Origin of the sequence: Marinomonas sp. UCMA 3892, assembly GCF_012726345.1 — a bacterium.
GTDB lineage: Bacteria > Pseudomonadota > Gammaproteobacteria > Pseudomonadales > Marinomonadaceae > Marinomonas.
Window position 1 is genome coordinate 42,780 of the sequence record NZ_PTXN01000017.1, and the last position, 18,214, is coordinate 60,993.

17 protein-coding genes are annotated in these 18,214 nt (G+C 41.0%); 10 read left to right on the forward strand and 7 right to left on the reverse strand.

The genetic code is table 11. The features are described from left to right. Window positions 1-109: 109 nt before the first annotated feature. Window positions 110-1,408, forward strand: a complete 1,299-nt coding sequence (locus tag B6N13_RS19560; protein ID WP_169460341.1) for a PAS domain-containing methyl-accepting chemotaxis protein — start codon at window positions 110-112, stop codon at window positions 1,406-1,408. 75 nt (window positions 1,409-1,483) lie between these two features. Here the strand turns inward: B6N13_RS19560 and B6N13_RS19565 are convergent, their stop codons facing one another. After that, a complete protein-coding gene (locus B6N13_RS19565; RefSeq protein WP_169460342.1) occupies window positions 1,484-2,335 on the reverse strand; it encodes a LysR substrate-binding domain-containing protein in 852 nt (283 codons plus the stop codon). Window positions 2,336-2,479: 144 nt separating this feature from the next. Between B6N13_RS19565 and B6N13_RS19570 the strand changes: the two genes are divergently transcribed. From B6N13_RS19570 to sulP, 7 genes are all read left to right on the forward strand, one after another. Then, window positions 2,480-3,442 carry a tripartite tricarboxylate transporter substrate binding protein gene (locus tag B6N13_RS19570; protein WP_012071593.1) on the forward strand — a complete coding sequence of 321 codons (963 nt, stop codon included), beginning with the start codon at window positions 2,480-2,482 and terminating at the stop codon, window positions 3,440-3,442. A gap of 98 nt (window positions 3,443-3,540) precedes the next feature. Next, the gene (locus B6N13_RS19575; RefSeq protein ID WP_169460343.1) at window positions 3,541-4,017 is read left to right on the forward strand and encodes a tripartite tricarboxylate transporter TctB family protein; all 477 of its coding nucleotides are present in this window, start codon (window positions 3,541-3,543) and stop codon (window positions 4,015-4,017) included. A 22-nt stretch (window positions 4,018-4,039) separates the two neighbouring features. Next, entirely contained in the window at window positions 4,040-5,557 is a 1,518-nt protein-coding gene (locus tag B6N13_RS19580; RefSeq protein ID WP_012071595.1) for a tripartite tricarboxylate transporter permease, read from the forward strand. Between the two features lie 30 nt (window positions 5,558-5,587). Further along, window positions 5,588-6,172 (forward strand): cysteine dioxygenase family protein, encoded by a 585-nt coding sequence (locus B6N13_RS19585; RefSeq protein ID WP_012071596.1) that lies wholly within the window; start codon window positions 5,588-5,590, stop codon window positions 6,170-6,172. An 11-nt stretch (window positions 6,173-6,183) separates the two neighbouring features. Next, window positions 6,184-7,758, forward strand: a complete 1,575-nt coding sequence (locus tag B6N13_RS19590; RefSeq protein ID WP_169460344.1) for a rhodanese-like domain-containing protein — start codon at window positions 6,184-6,186, stop codon at window positions 7,756-7,758. A gap of 11 nt (window positions 7,759-7,769) precedes the next feature. Next, window positions 7,770-8,936 (forward strand): cystathionine beta-lyase, encoded by a 1,167-nt coding sequence (gene metC / locus B6N13_RS19595; RefSeq protein WP_012071598.1) that lies wholly within the window; start codon window positions 7,770-7,772, stop codon window positions 8,934-8,936. A gap of 228 nt (window positions 8,937-9,164) precedes the next feature. Further along, window positions 9,165-10,877, forward strand: a complete 1,713-nt coding sequence (sulP, locus tag B6N13_RS19600) for a sulfate permease (protein ID WP_169460345.1) — start codon at window positions 9,165-9,167, stop codon at window positions 10,875-10,877. Between the two features lie 100 nt (window positions 10,878-10,977). Here the strand turns inward: sulP and B6N13_RS19605 are convergent, their stop codons facing one another. The 6 genes from B6N13_RS19605 to B6N13_RS19630 form a co-directional block, all read right to left on the reverse strand. Continuing rightward, window positions 10,978-11,826, reverse strand: a complete 849-nt coding sequence (locus B6N13_RS19605) for a class III extradiol dioxygenase family protein (protein ID WP_012071600.1) — start codon at window positions 11,824-11,826, stop codon at window positions 10,978-10,980. Beyond that, window positions 11,826-12,188: a protocatechuate 4,5-dioxygenase subunit alpha gene (locus tag B6N13_RS19610; protein WP_012071601.1), complete on the reverse strand. Its 363-nt coding sequence runs from the start codon at window positions 12,186-12,188 to the stop codon at window positions 11,826-11,828. Before B6N13_RS19610 ends, B6N13_RS19605 begins: the two co-directional genes overlap by 1 nt. A gap of 41 nt (window positions 12,189-12,229) precedes the next feature. Next, a complete protein-coding gene (locus B6N13_RS19615; protein ID WP_211172947.1) occupies window positions 12,230-13,102 on the reverse strand; it encodes an amidohydrolase family protein in 873 nt (290 codons plus the stop codon). Between the two features lie 81 nt (window positions 13,103-13,183). Further along, window positions 13,184-14,272, reverse strand: a complete 1,089-nt coding sequence (locus tag B6N13_RS19620) for a 4-oxalomesaconate tautomerase (protein ID WP_169460346.1) — start codon at window positions 14,270-14,272, stop codon at window positions 13,184-13,186. Beyond that, window positions 14,265-14,942, reverse strand: coding sequence for a 4-carboxy-4-hydroxy-2-oxoadipate aldolase/oxaloacetate decarboxylase (locus tag B6N13_RS19625; protein WP_012071604.1), 678 nt, complete (start codon window positions 14,940-14,942; stop codon window positions 14,265-14,267). Before B6N13_RS19625 ends, B6N13_RS19620 begins: the two co-directional genes overlap by 8 nt. Before the next feature lie 29 nt (window positions 14,943-14,971). Next, a complete protein-coding gene (locus tag B6N13_RS19630) occupies window positions 14,972-15,979 on the reverse strand; it encodes an amidohydrolase family protein (protein ID WP_169460347.1) in 1,008 nt (335 codons plus the stop codon). 662 nt (window positions 15,980-16,641) lie between these two features. Here B6N13_RS19630 and B6N13_RS19635 point away from each other — a divergent pair. Together B6N13_RS19635 and B6N13_RS19640 are read left to right on the forward strand one after the other, a co-directional pair. Then, window positions 16,642-17,655, forward strand: coding sequence for a DctP family TRAP transporter solute-binding subunit (locus tag B6N13_RS19635; RefSeq protein ID WP_169460348.1), 1,014 nt, complete (start codon window positions 16,642-16,644; stop codon window positions 17,653-17,655). Window positions 17,656-17,740: 85 nt separating this feature from the next. Continuing rightward, entirely contained in the window at window positions 17,741-18,214 is a 474-nt protein-coding gene (locus tag B6N13_RS19640; RefSeq protein ID WP_169460349.1) for a TRAP transporter small permease, read from the forward strand.

Consider the following 18,214-nt stretch of genomic DNA (forward strand, 5'->3'; position numbering starts at 1 on the left):
CATTTCAGGACACTTTCACTACAGCTATAGAAATAAACACCATTTATAGTCTGATTATTAACACAGTAATAAACACTAAAAAGTATGCAAGTCTAGGGAGAAGAAGCAAATGTTTTTCAATAAGAAGCAGACCGAAAAAAAACCAGCTCAATCTGTCGATCACGCAGCTATAGAAGCGATGAACAAGTTCTGCGCAACCATTAGCTTCTCACCCGATGGCACTGTTTTAGAGGCAAATTCACTGTTTCTTAATGCTATTGGCTATTCTCTTAAAGAAGTAGAGGGACAAAAACATGCGTTGTTTTGTCCAAATCAAATAACCTCTAGCCCTGAATACAAAAATTTCTGGCCGGATCTAGCATCAGGAAAAAGCAAAGAAGGTACGTTTTTGCGTAAACACAAAGACGGATCAGATATTTGGCTTGAAGCCACTTATTTCCCTGTTGAAATAGATGGCATAGTAGTAAAAGTAATAAAAATTGCTTCCGATGTAACCAAAGCTAAACTTATGGCTGACAGTCAGCTAGCTGTTTACAATGCTATTGACCGCTCTTCAGCCACTATTGAGTTTACACCTGACGGTACCGTAATTACTGCAAATGACAATTTTTTAATGGCATTAGGCTATCAGTCAAAAAAAGAAATTGTTGGCCAAAATCACCATAAATTTTGTACTGATAAATTTTACCAAGATAACCCAAGATTTTGGACAGAACTGGCTCATGGTGACTTCAAAACAGGCCAATTTGAGCGTATCGGCAAACAAGGCCAAACTGTATGGCTAGAAGCCAGTTATAATCCAATTTTCGACCAATTTGGTAAAGTCGTTAAAGTACTTAAAGTCGCCTCTGATATTACCGATAGAGTTAATACTCAACTAGCTATTCAACATGCCGCCGAAGTAGCTCATTCAACTTCGGTAGAAACCGCGCAAGTATCAGAAAATGGCGCACAGATTTTACGCCGTACCGTTGAAACCTCAGACCAAATTGTTGCTGATGTTGAAGTATCTACAGACCTAATAGAACAACTTAATCACCAGTCTGAAAGTATCGCGAAAATTGTGACAACCATTGGCTCTATTGCTGACCAAACCAACTTATTGGCACTTAACGCCGCGATAGAAGCAGCTCGCGCAGGTGAACATGGCCGTGGTTTTGCTGTAGTAGCGGATGAAGTGAGAACACTAGCCTCTCGCACCAGTAAATCTACTATTGAAATTGAAGATATGGTGGCACAAAACAGCAACCTAACACGCCAAGCCAAAACCAGCATGAGCAAAGTAAGCGAGCGCTCCAGAGAGAACGCACAATTAATAGATGAAGCCTCTGGTATCATAGATGAAATATTGAAAGGCGCTGTTCACGTTTCTAATACTGTTAATAACCTTTTGAATATCGAAAAATAAAAAAATCCGCTGTCTATTTTTTTATAGATAGCGGATTCTTATATCAAAGAAATCCCAGTTAACCTATACACTTTTTCAACATATATACTGCAAAATAATCTCAAGAAGTGCTTCACATTCTTTAGTCATTCTCTGATCTGATTGATGTACGTAATAAGAAATATCGGGTAAAGGCGGCAGGCCAATTTTAGAATCCAAAAGCTGAATTTCCGGAGGAAAACCGCTTATTGTCCTCGCCGTCACACCAAGACCGGCGATTACTGCTGAACGAACACCTAACATAGAAGATGAAACAAATTTTTCGTAATAAGGCAGTCCACTTATATCTAAAGCAGATAAGGCCATACGACGAAACATACTAGGCTCATCTGTAAGAATTAAAGGTAAAGGTTCTCTAGGAATATATTCCCAATCTGCTGCTGCAATCCAATTGACGGCTAAACTAGTTAGTGGTTTTCCTTTATGAGCCCCCAAACGACGGGTACTAATTGCCAGATCTAGCTCCCCACTTTCCAACAATTGCATTAATAAAGGACTGCGTTCTACATGCAGAATTACCCTTGTATTTGGCCAGGCCTCATTAAAAACTCTCAACACTTGAGGCCACAAATCTTCTGCTATCTCTAAGGGGGTACCTACTCTAATTGTTCCTATGTTGAAATTTTTTTCGGCTGCTGAAACAGCTTGATTACATAAAGCAATAATTTCATAAGCATGCCGCAACAGTGTTAAACCAGCATTTGTTAGCTCTCTATTTCTTCCATTCATTGCAAATAAAGGCGTCCCAATAATTTGCTCTAGATTTTGCATCTGGTGTGTAACCGCAGATTGAGTACGTCCAACACGTTCAGATGCGGCACTAAAGCTCCCCTCTTCGTTAATAGCTATCAAGGTTTTCAAATGACTAATCTGGAGACTTTGATTCATAATGATCATCCCAACATATCAATAATACTAATATATAAAGGAATAATATTAATTATACAAATGTAAAATTTCTTTGATACAGTGTTTGAACAGCAAAAATAAAAAAAGCAAACACATACTAAAAACACAAAGGAACAATACATAATGAAAAAACTAATAGTCCCAATACTCGTCTCTGGATTAATTTCCGCTTCGGTTAGTGCTTATGCAATTGACTACCCGACTAAACCTATTGATTTAGTTGTCCCCTTTGAACCCGGTGGTTCCGTTGACACGACATCTCGTATTATTGCTGAAACAGCCAACACTTATCTAACAGGAAAAGGAAAAATTAGCATTGTCAATCGCTCTGGAGGGGGTGGAATCGTTGGACAAACGTTAGTCGCCAAAGCAAAGCCTGATGGTTATTCCATTCTTGCAATGACAAGCTCAGTCATCACCAACCCACTCACAAAAGGTGCAAGCTATTCTATAGATGATTTTGAGCCTATTGCTCTTTACAACTTGGATCCTGAAGTTATTGCAGTACCAAAAAATTCACCGTTCAAGACAGCAGAAGAATTCATATCTGCGGCTAAGGAAAAAAGACTAAATATCGTCGTAGCAGGTATTGGAACATCTCACCATATGTCTGGTCTTGCCATCGAAAAAGTGACAGGAGTTAAATTTAACTATATCCCTACTAACGGCTTTGGCTCTCAGGTACAAGCTATTGTGGGAGGCCATTCTGACGCTGTTCTTTGGCCATTGGGCGAGGCTGTTGAACAACTTGGTAATGATGGAATCCGTATTCTAGCGGTTGCTAGTGAAGAGCGTAGTAATAGATTTCCTGATATCCCAACATTCCAAGAAGTGGGTATCAATATACCAATATGGGCAACTTTTCGGGGCTGGGCCGTTCCTAAAGGAACACCAAAGGATGTCATTGCAAAACTATCAGCACTTATGAAACAAGTATATGAGACACCAGCTTATGTACAGAAGATGAAAAATAGCGGTTTTGTTGCAACATATCGTGACGCTGCCGGATTCAAATTTGTTATAGATAATTATGCGAAGCTCACTTCAGTCATTATTAATGAGGAAGGCTTTGGTAAAAAGAAATAACGTTCTGAAGTAAAAACAAACTAAAGAATCACTAATTTCTTTACTGCCCATTCATCTTAAATTGAATGGGCTATCCATACACATATTTGGAAGACCATATGAATATTAATTCTCATAGTCGCGCCGAAATACGCTCTATTACCTCGCACAGTGATACATGGACAGGATTAGTACTACTCACTATAGGGTTAACTGCAGCTTGGTTGGCAAATGATTTCGACACTATTTCCCGTCCCTATCCATTAGCACTAGGGATAATAATGGCCGTTCTTGGTCTTATTATTATCACTAGAGTATTTTTGAATAAAGGTAACCACACTTCTTTCGCATTACATTCTAAAGTAGCGGTATCTGCTGGAACTATTATTGCCCTTTGGATCCTCGCCATGACTAATGGATTAGGTTATATCATTCCGACTTTTTTCATGGAAGTCGCATTCTTATTGATATGTGGTTTCCAAAAACTATATAGAGCAATCATCGTTGCCTCTCTTATCAGTGGCATTAGCTATATGATTTTTATAGTGGGCTTAGGGGTTCGTTTACCAGAACCTTTTTTATCATGGCTTCTATAAGTCGTACTTTTGAGAAAAGATTATGGATGTAATTTTATTAGGTTTTCAAACACTAGTTTCACCACCAGTCATACTAATGCTATTACTTGGTGTTATCGCTGGGATGATTGTTGGATCTATTCCTGGAATAAATGACAACATTGCATTTGCAGTATTCATTCCGTTCTCGTTTTCTATGCCAGCAGAACAGGCTTTAGCCTTGATGGTCGGCGTCTATTGCGCAGCTGCAACAGGCGGAGCAATACCTGCCATTATGATAAAGGTACCAGGCACAGCATCTTCGCTGCTGACCTCAATTGATGGCAATGCAATGGCTCGAAAAGGATTTGGCGGTAAAGCCCTCTCTATTGCTATAACGTCATCTGTTATTGGTGGCGTCATAAGTTCGATTGTCTTGCTGTTATTTGCTCCATCACTTGCAAAAGTCGCATTACAGTTTGGCTATGTAGAAAATTTTGCACTCGCCATTCTGGGACTATCAAGTGTTGTTGGCTTATTAAAAGGTAATGTTATTAAAGGTGCTGTGGCAGCTATTATTGGGCTAACAGTAGCAAATGTTGGCTTCAGTCCAGTCACTGGATTTCCACGCTACACCTTCGATAATGTAAACCTTATTGAAGGCATACCTTTTGTCCCCATGCTCGTCGGACTTTTCGGTATCGCGGCTATGTTCGAACTAATGTCCGATATATTTAAAGAACGCCATTCACGTGCTGAAATATCTAAGCCTTTAAAAATGGGATCTCTGGTATTACCAAAATCCCTGATGCGTAGACTCTTACCCGTTTGGATTAGTGGTTCAGCTATTGGCAATGTAATCGGTATGTTACCGGGTGCAGGCATGCTAATGGCAATATTTCTTGCCTATGATCAAGCTGCTAGACGCTTCAGTAATCGCTATGAAGGAAAGGAAGGTGAATCCAAATGGGGGGAAGGAGCACCAGAAGGAATTGCAGCGCCAGAAGCAGCTAATAATGCGGTAACAGCAAGCTCAATGGTACCTCTGCTATCTTTAGGAATCCCTGGAAATTCAACATCAGCCTTATTTATTGGAGCTCTTGCCATTCATGGCATGGTGCCAGGACCATTGCTTTTTTCTCAGCATGGCAATATTGCATGGATGATTATTGTTGCATTTTTAGTAGCCAACCTATTTATGTGGCCTGTCGCATTCGTCGTAATCAAAACCGTTTCCAAAACCATCTTTGCAATCCCTAAAGAAGCTATGGTTGGAGTGATAGCAATTCTCTGTCTAATGGGAGCGTATTCTGATGGCGCTAATGCATTCAATATGTGGGTGGCAATCATTTCAGGCATTGTTGCTTATGCAATGCGTTTAGCAAATATTCCATTAGGACCAGCCATTCTGGGTTTGGTTTTAGGGTCGCAACTCGAATCTTCTTTAAATAATTCTTTAACCATTTCACAAGGCAACTGGTTGGTGTTTTTTGACTTTTCAAATCACCCGATTAGTGCCGTTATGATGTTGGTATCCATTGCTCTTTGGTGTGTTCCCATCATTATGCGCAATCGAGCCTGATTACAACTCCCAAAAAAAGGAAAACATTCAATGAATCACTCATTAACAAGAGATCTTTTAGCAAAATCACTGTTAGAAAAAACCAAAGATATACTTGCTTCAAACCCTCTCAACAGAGAAACATTGGCTTTAATAGAAAAAGAAGTCACCAATCTATCTGATAAAACAGAACTGTGGGGTGAAGAATATTTTAAAGCACCATCACCAGAGGAAAAGCAAAATCGTTATTTAATAGCTCAAGATGGAAAAGATGGCTTATCTCTTTACTTAAATGTAATGCAGCCAGGAAAGAAAATACAACCGCATAATCATACTACATGGGCATGCGTAGGCGCAGTTGACGGTGTCGAAATTAATACTCTTTACGACCGAGTTGATGATGGCTCAGTACAAGGTAAAGCAGAATTAAAACAAACTGCAGTTGTGAATCTCGAGCCCGGAAACGCTATTTCAATGCTTGCGGATGATATTCACAGTGTCGAAATTGAAGGAACCGACATAATCCGACATCTCCATTTCTATGGACAATCCCTCGAAAGCCTAAAAGGCCGATACATGTATGACCTAGAGAAAGGGACATGCCACGTGATGGACATCGGCGTTAAGACAAAGTAGAGATTATGCAAATGAAAGAGCTAACTGCACAGCAATTAAAACCCTTATTAACCGATGGCGGTGAAATCGCATTTTTAGACATTCGAGAACATGGTCAATATGGCGAAGGGCATCCATTTTTCTCTGTACATTTACCATTTAGTAAAATAGAAACATTAGCACCAAGACTAATGCCTTGCCGATCTGTTCGTTGTGTATTAATGGATAATGGTGATGATGTATCTATCCGTGCCGCTGGAATATTAGAGTCCTTAGGTTATAGCAATGTCAACATTCTAAAAGGCGGTTCATTTGCATGGACTGAAGCCGGATATACTTTATTCAAAGGCGTTAATGTACCATCAAAAACCTTTGGCGAACTCGTAGAACATGAGTTTGATACAAAATCAGTTTCTGCTGAAGAACTCCATAGCATGCAAGCTGACGGAAAAGAGCTATTATTATTAGATGGGCGCTCTCGAGCAGAGTTCCACAAAATGTCACTTCCTCAGGCTAAATCATGCCCAAATGCTGAGCTCGGGTATAGGCTGCCTATGCTGGTTAGCAACCCAAATATTCCAGTCATAATTAACTGTGCAGGTCGTACACGCTCAATTATTGGTGCGCAATCCTTATCTCTTCTCAATATATCTAACCCTGTTTACGCACTAAAAAATGGTACTCAAGGCTGGAGACTTGCTGGCTTCGATCTCGTCAACAATATAGCAATCAATAATTTACCAACACCTACCAAAGAAGCACTAGAGCATGGTAGAGAAAAGGCAGAGGAACTTATTACTCGTTACAATTTAAACACAGTAACAGAGGATATTGTTCAAAATTGGCTAAAAGACAAAAATCAAACGAGCTATTTATTTGATGTACGAACTGAAGAAGAGTTTTCTCAAGGTCATGTGAAAAACTCAATTTCAGCACCTGGAGGGCAATTAGTTCAAGCCACAGATGAGAAGCTAGCGGTTCGCAATGCAAGAATAATTTTAAGTTGTGACAATGGCTTACGCTCTGCAATAACGGCAATCTGGTTAGCCGGTATGGGGCATAAGGTCTGGATATTACAAGATTCAGATATGAGTGACACCGCTGATATCACCCCTGAAAATGTTCGAGTTATTCAGACTATGGCATTACCCGAACTAAAAATGCATATCGATAATGGTCTGAAGATACTAGATGCCTCTACAGGATTAAATTACCGAAAGGGACATATCAAAGGCGCAAAATGGGTCACTCGAGCACGTATCAACTACGAAGAACTAGGTAACCCTGAAGATTGGGTTTTAACTGGAAGCTGTCGCATGCTAATGGGCGGTATTGCACGAGACATCGAAGCTACTACTGGTAAAAAATTTAAAGGAATAGTCAAAGGCTCTATTGAAGAATGGAAAGCACAAGGACTTGAGATTATTGCAACGCCAGATCAACCAACAGAACGAGAATGTATTGACTATTTGTTCTTCGTTCATGATCGCCACGACGGGAACCTTGACGCCGCACGACAATACTTAAAATGGGAAATTGGTTTACTTGCACTACTAGACGCACAAGAACGCAGTGTTTTAAGCCCCTTACACCCAGTTATTAAATAAGGCTGATAATAATGAACAAGAATATGCACCGTAGCACCAAATTATTACATTATGGACGCACACTATCCCCAGGCACAGCTAACCCACCGATAGTGAGAGCATCAACTATTTTACATGACACCGTAGCGGCCTATAAAGACACTAAAATACGTAGAGAAAACGATGATTCGGTATTGTCTTATGGACGTCGCGGCACAACTACAGCCCACGAATTGGCTGCTGCGATAAACGATTTGGAAGGCGGTGATGGTTGCTTCTTATTTCCTACTGGGATTGCAGCAATAGCTGGAGCTATTTCTGCATATGTCGGTGCAGGAGACCATTTATTAGTAGTAGATACTATTTTCTCTGCTACCCGTACTTATTGTGAAAAACAGCTAACTCGAAATGGCGTAGAAATAGAGTACTTCCCTTGGAACACTACTGACATTTCACCTTACCTAAAGTCAAATACAAAAGTGGTTATGATCGAGTCTCCTGCCTCTCAAACATACGAGGTTATGGATCTCCCCAAGCTGTGTGAAAGCGCTCATGAACATGACTTAATAGTAATAGCAGACAACACCTATGGCTCTAGCTGGCTTTATCAACCATTAGAGTTAGGCTGTGATGTGTCTGTGATAGCTGGAACAAAGTATCTAGGGGGACACGCTGATGTGATGATGGGAGCCGCTGTTGTAAAAAAACATGCTATGAACCCACTTCGATCTTTGGTGCATATTACGGGTCAAACACTTAGCCCAGATGAGGCCTATGCCTGCCTTCGAGGGATGCGAACTCTCGATTTACGTTTGCAACGCCATGGCGAAAATAGTCTCGCAGTTGCAAAATGGCTACTTCAACGTGCCGAAGTTAAATCTATTTTACACCCAGGCCTACAAGATCATCCGGGGTATAAAATCTGGCAACGTGATGCAATAGGATGCAATGGCTTACTAAGCGTTGAATTTAATGAAAATATAGATGTTGAAAAGCTTTTAGATAATTTGCGCTTATTTTCAATTGGGACGTCATGGGGAGGATTCGAAAGCCTAGCCCTTCCCATAGACCCTCAGAAGGAGCGAATATTTAATAATGAATTCACCTCTTACAATATGGTCCGGTTTCATATTGGCATAGAACATATTGATGACATCCTTGCTGATTTTTCATCTGCATTTTTCATCATAAAGGAATGAGTGGGATTTATTGAAAAACTACCATAGAGTTTTCTGTCATTATTTTCAGGCCTCTCTTAGATCTACATTTCATAAGATCATAAATATAAAATAGTAGGCCATTTTTTGACTTACTATTTTATTTATAAAACACAAATCTACTGCATTCTAAATATAAAATTCAATAACATTCCATCGTCAGCACTGCTATGAAATTGAAACTATTATCGATCTGAAAATGGGTACCTAATGAAAAAACCATCTAAGTTCTTACCCGCATTAACTTGGCTTAAAAACTATCAAGCATCTGATTTAAAAAGCGATACTGTTGCCAGCGTCGTTTTCACCATCATGGTCATTCCACAGAGTATGGCCTATGCCATGCTGGCTGGGTTACCTGCAATTACCGGTCTATATGCTAGCATTCTACCTTCTATTTTATATTCTTTTTTTGGTACTAGCCGCTCATTGGCAGTGGGCCCGGTTGCACTCTCATCTGTAATGACTGCTTCTGCAGTCTTACCCTTTGCGACAGCTGGAAGTGAGCAATATACAACAATAGCCATTTATCTAGCCTTTATGTCAGGTATATGTCTATTAGTATTGAGTTTATTGCGTCTAGGTTTTTTGACTAACCTTTTAAGTCACCCAGTTATTTCTGGCTTTATTAGTGCATCAGCTCTTTTAATCGTCATTGGCCAATTAAAGTACCTATTTGGCATTGAAGCTCATGGTGATACATTATTGCCTCTTGCAGAAAGTTTATATACCAACATAAATAATACCAACCTCCCAACTTTTATTTTAAGTCTAATTTCTATTCTATCGCTATTACTAATCCGACGTTACTTTTCATTCTTTTTAAATAAGATTGGGTGTTCTAAAAGAGCCATACAACTATTTGGTAAATCTGGTCCACTCTTAGTCGTAATTTCAGCAACATTAATAGTCGCAGCCTTTTCACTAGAAAATATGGGAATTAGTATTATTGGTGGTATTTCAAGTAAGCCATTGGAAATCAATGTAGAAGGAATAAGCTGGAAAATGACGAAAGAACTATTACCCAGCGCTTTCTTAATTAGTATCGTTGGCTTTATTGGCTCCGTATCTGTTGCACAATCTTTTGCGGCAAAACGCAATCAAGATATTGACCCAAATCAAGAACTTATCGGGCTTGGGTTAGCTAATATAGGCTCAGCCTTATGTGGCGCATTTCCTGTTACAGGTGGTTTTTCACGTACTGTATTAAATGTGGATTGTGGCTCAAAAAGTCCAATGACAGGCATTATTTCTGCACTACTAATACTCTTGATACTATTATTTTTAACACCTTTATTTTACTACTTACCTAAAGCTATTTTAGCTGCAATTATTTCTATATCAATGATGCAATTAGTAAATATACAGGACTTGCTATATCTATGGAGCTTCTCTAAAAAAGAAGCTTATCTCTTACTAATTACATTCAGCATTGTAATGCTTGATGGTATGGAAAGCGGTCTCATAGTAGGTGTTGTACTTTCTATATTATTCTTCCTTTGGCATACCAGCCATCCACACATTGCCGTTGTTGGACGCCTACCTGGCACCGAACATTTTCGTAATATTCAACGTTTCTCTGTTGAAACCAACCCAAGTATTTTAACAGTACGAATTGACGAAAACTTATTTTTTGCAAACGCAAGTATCCTTGAAGAAAAGCTACAATATCTGGTTTCACAAAACTCTGACGTTAGACATTTGATATTAATGTGTAATGCTATCAATATGATAGATGCGAGCGCCTTACAGAGTTTGGAAAAAATTGTATATAGATTAGCTAGTCTTGGGGTGAAATTACATTTATCTGAAGTTAAAGGCCCTGTAATGGATAGAATAAGAAATTCTCCATTAGTGAACAACTTAAGTGGGAAAGTTTTTCTCACACAGCATCAAGCAATAAAAGAATTAGAAGCTGAATAAGTAATAGCACAATAGGCAAAATAAAAAAATCCGCTGTCTATTTTTTTATAGATAGCGGATATTTTGATCTTAACAACAATCCTCTATTAAAGAAGATTTGTTATTTCGGCATCTCATGTTCTAACAACATCAACCCAGAGCCAGTGTTTGAAATCGGCGCATGGTAGTTACGATGCAATTCAGTCACTTTGCCTAATAAGGTACCACGCATGGCGATGTGCATATTCAGCTCAACAGCCTGAGCGCCACCTTGCTCAACAAGATCGAGATTAGTGTATTTTGTCAGTGCTTCAGGGTCACTGACGAGTTTGTCTAAACAATCGATATCAAAAGCACGATTGATAAAGCCAGCACGTTCACCATCAAGCTGGTGAGACATGCCACCTGTGCCAAATACAACCACATTGATGTCTTTTTCGTAGGACGCCACAGCGCGGCCGATGGCTTTGCCTAGTTCAAAAGTACGCCAAGGTTGTGGCATCGGATATTGCTCACAGTTAATACACACTGGAATGACTTTCACATGACCATATTGGTGCCCAGGCCACATAAGATTCAGTGGAACCGTTAGACCGTGATCAACGCGCATTTCTTGGCAGATAGTCATGTCAAAACCTTCATCGACTATACTATTAGCAATATGCCAAGATAATTCCGACTCACCAGTCACAGGCGGAATGGTCGGAATGCCCCAACCTTCGTCAGAGTTATGATATTCATCAGCAACCCCCATCGCGAACGTCGGTTTTTTATCAATGAAAAACTCTAAACCATGGTCGTTATAAAAAAGGATAATAACGTCCGGTTTTTTCTCATTTAGCCAGTCACGTACAGGTGGATAAGCATCAAAAAAAGGCTTCCAGTACGGTGTTTGCTCTAATCCATTTGCCATTGCATTAGCGATAGCTGGGATATGAGACGTCGTTATCGCACCAATAATGTTTGCCATTAGACTTCTCCTCGCCCATTTTTCTCAAGCATTGCTTTAAATTCATCGGTGCTCATGCCTGTTTGCAGGCCACCAATGTCTTGCATATTTAGCTTTAGTAAGCCGGTAAATTTTGCCAAGTAATAGATACTACCGCCTTCACGCAGAAGTCCGATTACATCTCTATTACGAATAGCTTCTTTTTGCGCCTCTGTGAGTTTGAATTTTTCACAGTACGCTTCTGGGTCCGCATTAAATTCATCACGTGCAGTTTGGTCATTAAACGAGTAACACATTTTATTTAAACCGTAGCCTTTTTTGGCCATTTGACCATCAAAAAGGTACGTGCCTTGGAGCTTTCGATCTGTATAGTTACTAGCCATCTTGGTAACCTCTATTCATTCACTTTGCTGCGAAGCTTGGATTATTTCCAGTAAAGACGCATAGGATTATCCACCAACAAAGCTTGTTGTAGCTCTGGTGTTGGGGCGATATGAGGAATTACATCCACAAGATGACCGTCATTTGGTGCTTCAACTTTCATATTCGGATGTGGCCAATCCGTTCCCCACAATACACGATCAGAGAACTTCTCAACTAGCGTACGGGCAAAAGGATAAACATCAGAATAATCTGGCGCGTGCTGCGTTAAACGCTCAGGGCAACTTACTTTGCACCAAACATTATCATTATCGGCCATGAAGTTAACAAAACGTTGGAAGTCTGGGTGATCAACACCATTGGCAACATTTGGTGTACCCATATGATCGACAACAATCGTTGTATTCAATTCTTTCAAGAAGGGAATTAGGTCTTCTAGATCCGCCGCTTCAAAATAGACAACAATGTGCCAGCCAAAAGGACGAATCTTATCCGCAATCGAGAAAAACACTTCTCTTGGTGTGCTATCCACTAAGCGTTTCACGAAATTAAAGCGCACACCGCGAACACCTGCTGCATGCATTTTTTCTAGCTCTTCATGGGTGATCGAGTCATCAACAAATGCCACGCCACGGGCCAGATCACCAGCGGTTTCCAGAGCATCGATCAGAGCCGAGTTATCGGTACTATGGCAAGAGGCCTGAACAATAACATTGCGCGCAAAACCTAGATGATCACGCAAGGCAAACAACTGCTCTTTGGAAGCGTCGCAAGGCGTGTACTTACGTTTTGGATGATAAGGAAATTTATCCGCTGGACCAAATACGTGGCAATGTGCATCTACAGCACCCGCTGGAGCCTTGAAGCTAGGCTTACTTGGGTTTGGATGAAATGGAATATAATCTTTGTCCATCATGTTCAAATACCTGTCTTATTATTCGTTCTAATTAACCAGTCTCGTTTTGCGACCCGTTGTTATGTCATTAAAAAAACACAGCTAAAGTCCGTTGCTATGAGCAAACACTTGACCATCAAACAGCTTTCTCGCTGTACGTAAAATCGCCGCAGAACCTAGGTCGCCGTTTTCATCTTGATCTAAAATCACCGTCATCGCGCCAATGGGATGCTCGACATCTAACGCCATACGAGCACTCGATTCATAATTTGCGACATCGTTTGCTGGCGAGCCTTTCAAAATCGCCGCAGTTGCTACACTTACCGCCCCTAACACACCAATCGAGGCATGACAGCGATGAGGAATAAAGGTACGCGTTGAAATCGCGCCACCATTCGTAGCCACACTTACCATGGTCATTTTAGGAACCGATTTTTCTTTAACATCACCCAAGTTCATCATAGGACCCACTTGTAAGCGAATCGACTCAAGTTTGGCTTTTAATGCTTCATTGGCTTCCAGTTCTTCACGAGATTCTGTACCCGTAATCCCCATATCCGCAGCACGCATAATGACCACTGGCATGCCGTTATCGATACAGGTCACTTCTACACCATCAATCACATCAACCACATTCCCCGTTGGTAACAAAGCGCCACAGCTAGAACCCGCGGTGTCTTTGAACTCAATGGGGACAGCGGCAGAAAATCCAGGAACACCGTCGATACGAGCTTCCCCTTCGTATTGAACTTCGCCGTCTTTTATTGAGACACGCGCTACGGCAATTTGTCCGGTATTTTCCATAAAGATTCGCACAGAGGTTTCGCCATCTTGTGCTGCAACCAAACCACGCTCTACCGCAAAAGGCGCCACACCAGCAAGAATATTGCCGCAGTTTTGTGCATCAGTAACAACCGCTTGATCAACAAATACTTGCAGGAATAAATAGTCCACATCGGCATCGTCACGGATCGATTTTTTCACTACCGCCACTTTCGATGCCAATGGATCCGCACCGCCAATACCATCAATTTGACGATCATCTGGGGAGCCCATCACCCGCAATAAAAATTGCGCCCGAGCATCCACATCGGCTGGCAAATCATCCGCTAAAAAATACGCCCCTTTTGATGTGCCGCCACGCATCCACATACAAGGCGCACTCTTTAAAACGCCAGCCTGCTTAGACATACTTCAAACCTTTCTCTTCTAGGCGTGGGCGCATTTCATAAATGTCTAAGCCCAATTCGCCATTCGCCATTCGTACTCGTTTTGACTCTTCATTTGCCATGCGTTTACGAGACAGCTCTAATACCTCTGCGGCATTTTCACGGCGCACAACAACCACACCATCATCGTCAGCCACAATGACATCGCCAGGATTAACCAAAGCGTCGGCACAAACAATTGGCACATTCACGGAACCAACGGTTTCTTTGATCGTGCCTTCAGCAAAAACGGCTTTTGACCAAACAGGGAAGTTCATTTGACGAAGGTCGCGAGTATCACGAACGCCCCCTTCGATAATCAAACCCACCACGCCACGAGATTGCGCTGATGTCGCTAACAAATCACCAAAGAAGCCGTGATTCGAAGGAGACGTTGGTGCAAATACCATCACGTCACCAGCCTTACACTGCTCAATTGCAACATGCATCATCCAGTTATCGCCAGCGGCACCTGAAATAGTGATTGCAGATCCAGCAATAGTTTTGTCCATTTGAATTGGGCGCATGTAATGAGCCAATAGACCAACACGACCTTGAGATTCATGAATGGTTGCTACACCGCACTCTGCCAAACCATCGATTACAGCTTGGTCGGCACGTTCAATATTTTGTACTACTACATTATTTCGCATTATATGTTCCTTCCCTTAAATCGAGAGCCTTACGCTTTTAGTCTTGAAAAGACGCGACGAGCATTGCCTTCAAAGATGGCTTGTTTTTGCTCAGCGGATAACACAGTGTTGTTATCAATATAGCGTTTCGTATCGTCAAAATAATGACCTGTTTCTGGATCAATACCACGCACAGCACCAATCATTTCAGACGCAAACAAGATGTTCTTCGTTGGAATAATGTCTAACAGAAGGTCAATACCACGCTGATGGTAAACACAAGTATCGAAATAAATGTTGTTCAAAACGCGCTCAGCTAGATCAAAACCTTGGTCTAATGCCATACCGCGGAAACGTCCCCAGTGATAAGGCACGGCACCACCACCATGAGGAATGATAATTTTCAATTCAGGGAAATCTTTAAACACATCCGACATCATTAATTGCTGGAAGCCAGTTGTGTCGGCTCCAAGGTAATGCGAACCCGTTGTATGGAAGCAATCGTTACAGGCCGCGCTAACATGGATCATCGCAGGAATGTCGTATTCGCACATTTTTTCATAAATAGGATAGAAAGAACGGTCTGCCAAAGACTTGTCTTGCCAGTAACCACCACTTGGATCTGGATTCAAGTTGATACCAATGAAGCCCATTTCTTCAACAGTACGAACAATTTCAGCAACAGACTTGCTTGGATCAACACCAGGAGATTGAGGTAACTGAGCAACTGGAGCAAAGTTTTCTGGGAAAAGATCACAGACTCGACGAATCAAATCGTTTTGGTGCTCAGTCCAGTATTGGCTAGTGTATTCATTACCAATATGGTGACCCATCCAGCTAGCACGAGGAGAAAAGATGGTTAAATCGGTGCCACGCTCTTGCTGTAAACGCAGCTGATTATTGATAATGCTGTCACGAATTTCATCATCCGAAACAATAACCTTACCTTTTTCACCAACAAAAGCAGGGTCTTTAGCGACCTGTGCTTTTTGTTTATCGCGGTACTCACCAACGCCTGCTGGCGTAGTCGTATAATGTCCGTGGCAATCTATAATCATGTTACTACTCTCTATTCTTATTTAAGGTAATTGCTGTGGAATAGAAGATTAGACGTCTATTTTTATGCCTCTTACCTTCTTTATTTACACAGCTATTTAATCAAAATCTGTTCAGAGTATTCTTGTGTATAGGCTATTTGGCTATTTCAATTTGACCGAAAGGGTATTGCATTTTGAGATAGCTGCTTTTTAATACAACGGCAACATCTACTCATTTTAGATATTTATTTGGTGAAACCTCACTTTCACACAATCCAAAAGCCTCCTTAAAACTACATTACCACTATGATATATATGGCTTTTTCAAAAAAAACCGAACAGGATGATGTTTTTGTATTCCTTTTTCGATATATAAGAGACATTAAAAATTCATTTCTAAAAATACAAAATTTACGACATTTTGGTCATGTTGCTTAGTAAAGCAGATCAAAAATTAGATATTGAATGAAAAACAAAGGCCAAATGTAAACCTAGTTCACATTTAATATCGTTGTGAGCTTCTAAGAAAAAATATAGGGTATTTTAAAAATGATCCTATATTATTTAGAAGCTTAAAAATGCTAGTTTCAGTACAGAACAGCCTGCGTTACTGCAAAGTAGGGTAGAAAATACAAAAATAAAACAACCGGGACACACGAGATCCCGAGCTTGGAGACGTAAAAATGAATCTTACAAAAAAAATTACACTTGGATTAATTGCTGCCGGCGCTATTAGCAGCGCAAGCGCAGCCGACCTTACTCTTACTATTGGTCACGTAGATCCCCAAGATTGGACAACCTCTAAAAAAGGCGCGGCGACAGAGGTTTTCAAAAATCTAGTGGAAGCAGAGTCAGGCGGTCGTATTGAAGTAAACGTCTACCCTTCTGGCCAACTTGGTGGCGAAACAGATCTTGTTCAGTCGACTCAAGAAGGCACGCTGAGCATGGCGATGGTGTCTGGCGCCTTTGCAAAAGTTTGTAAAGAAGCATCGGTTCTAGAAATTCCTTATCTATTCCCATCAGCTCCTGTTGCTTGGGAAGTATTAGATGGTGAATTCGGTAAAGCACTGTCTGAGCATTGCTTGAAAGAAAGCGGACTACGCACTCTTGCCTATGGCGAAACAGGCTTCCGTAATTTCACTAACTCAAAACGCCCTGTTGCAGAACCAAAAGATTTAAATGGTTTAAAAATCCGCGTTCAAACCCTACCACTATATGTTGAAATGGTAAAAGCAATGGGCGCAGAGCCTACGCCAATTGCGTGGCCTGAAGTACCCTCAGCATTAACAACTGGCGTTGTTGATGGACAAGAAAACCCAGTGAGTGTTATCGAAGCGAACAAATTCTATGAATTCCAAAAATATCTAACACTAGACGGCCACGTTTACGGCACAGATTTCTTACTAATCAACGAAGACCTTTATCAATCATTGAGCGATGAAGATCGCGCAATTATTGACCGTGCAGCTAAAGTAGCAGGCACAATGGGGCGTGCAATACAGCAATTTAACTCTGCAAAAGGCTTAAAATCTCTTGCCGCTAATGGCATGCAAATCACCACTCCAACACCAGCACAAATGGCTAAGTTCCGTGATATCGCGCAGCCAGCGGTTATCAACTGGTTAAAAGGTGAAGTACAGCCAGAGTGGATTGAACGCGTTCAAATGTCTGTAAAAGTCGTTAGCAACTCGAAATAAACTCAGTACTTGAAATCAGGCAACCGAGAGCTTTCTTTAATGGCTTTCGGTTGTTTTTCCTTTGTCACAACCCGGAAAGCTCAACATGAAGCGCCTCTATAAAAATACTCTCTCGATTTTAACCGGCACCTCCCTATTCGTTATATTTGGCGTTGTTTTAGTAAGTAGCTTGAGCCGTTACTTATTTAACTCACCGATCCAATGGAGCGAGGAAGTCGCAAAATACGCCATGATCTACGGCACCATGTTTGGTATGGCATTGTGTTATTTAGAGGGCATTCATATTCGTTTTACTTTTTTAGAAGATATGGTCTCCGCTAGAATTCGCCATGCTCTGCATTTTATATCTGACGTTATTGCGCTAGTAAGCGGCTGTGTGCTGACCTATTCCGGCTACATTTTCATGATGAAGCGAGGAGCAATACAAGCTCCCGGTACAGGCATTCAAATGTATTATTTTCAAGTGGCTATGGTTATTGGCGGTGTGTGTCTTGCTATTGCGGCGATTATTAGACTCGTCGACTACTTTCAACCCTCAACGTTAGAGAAAGGACAGTAA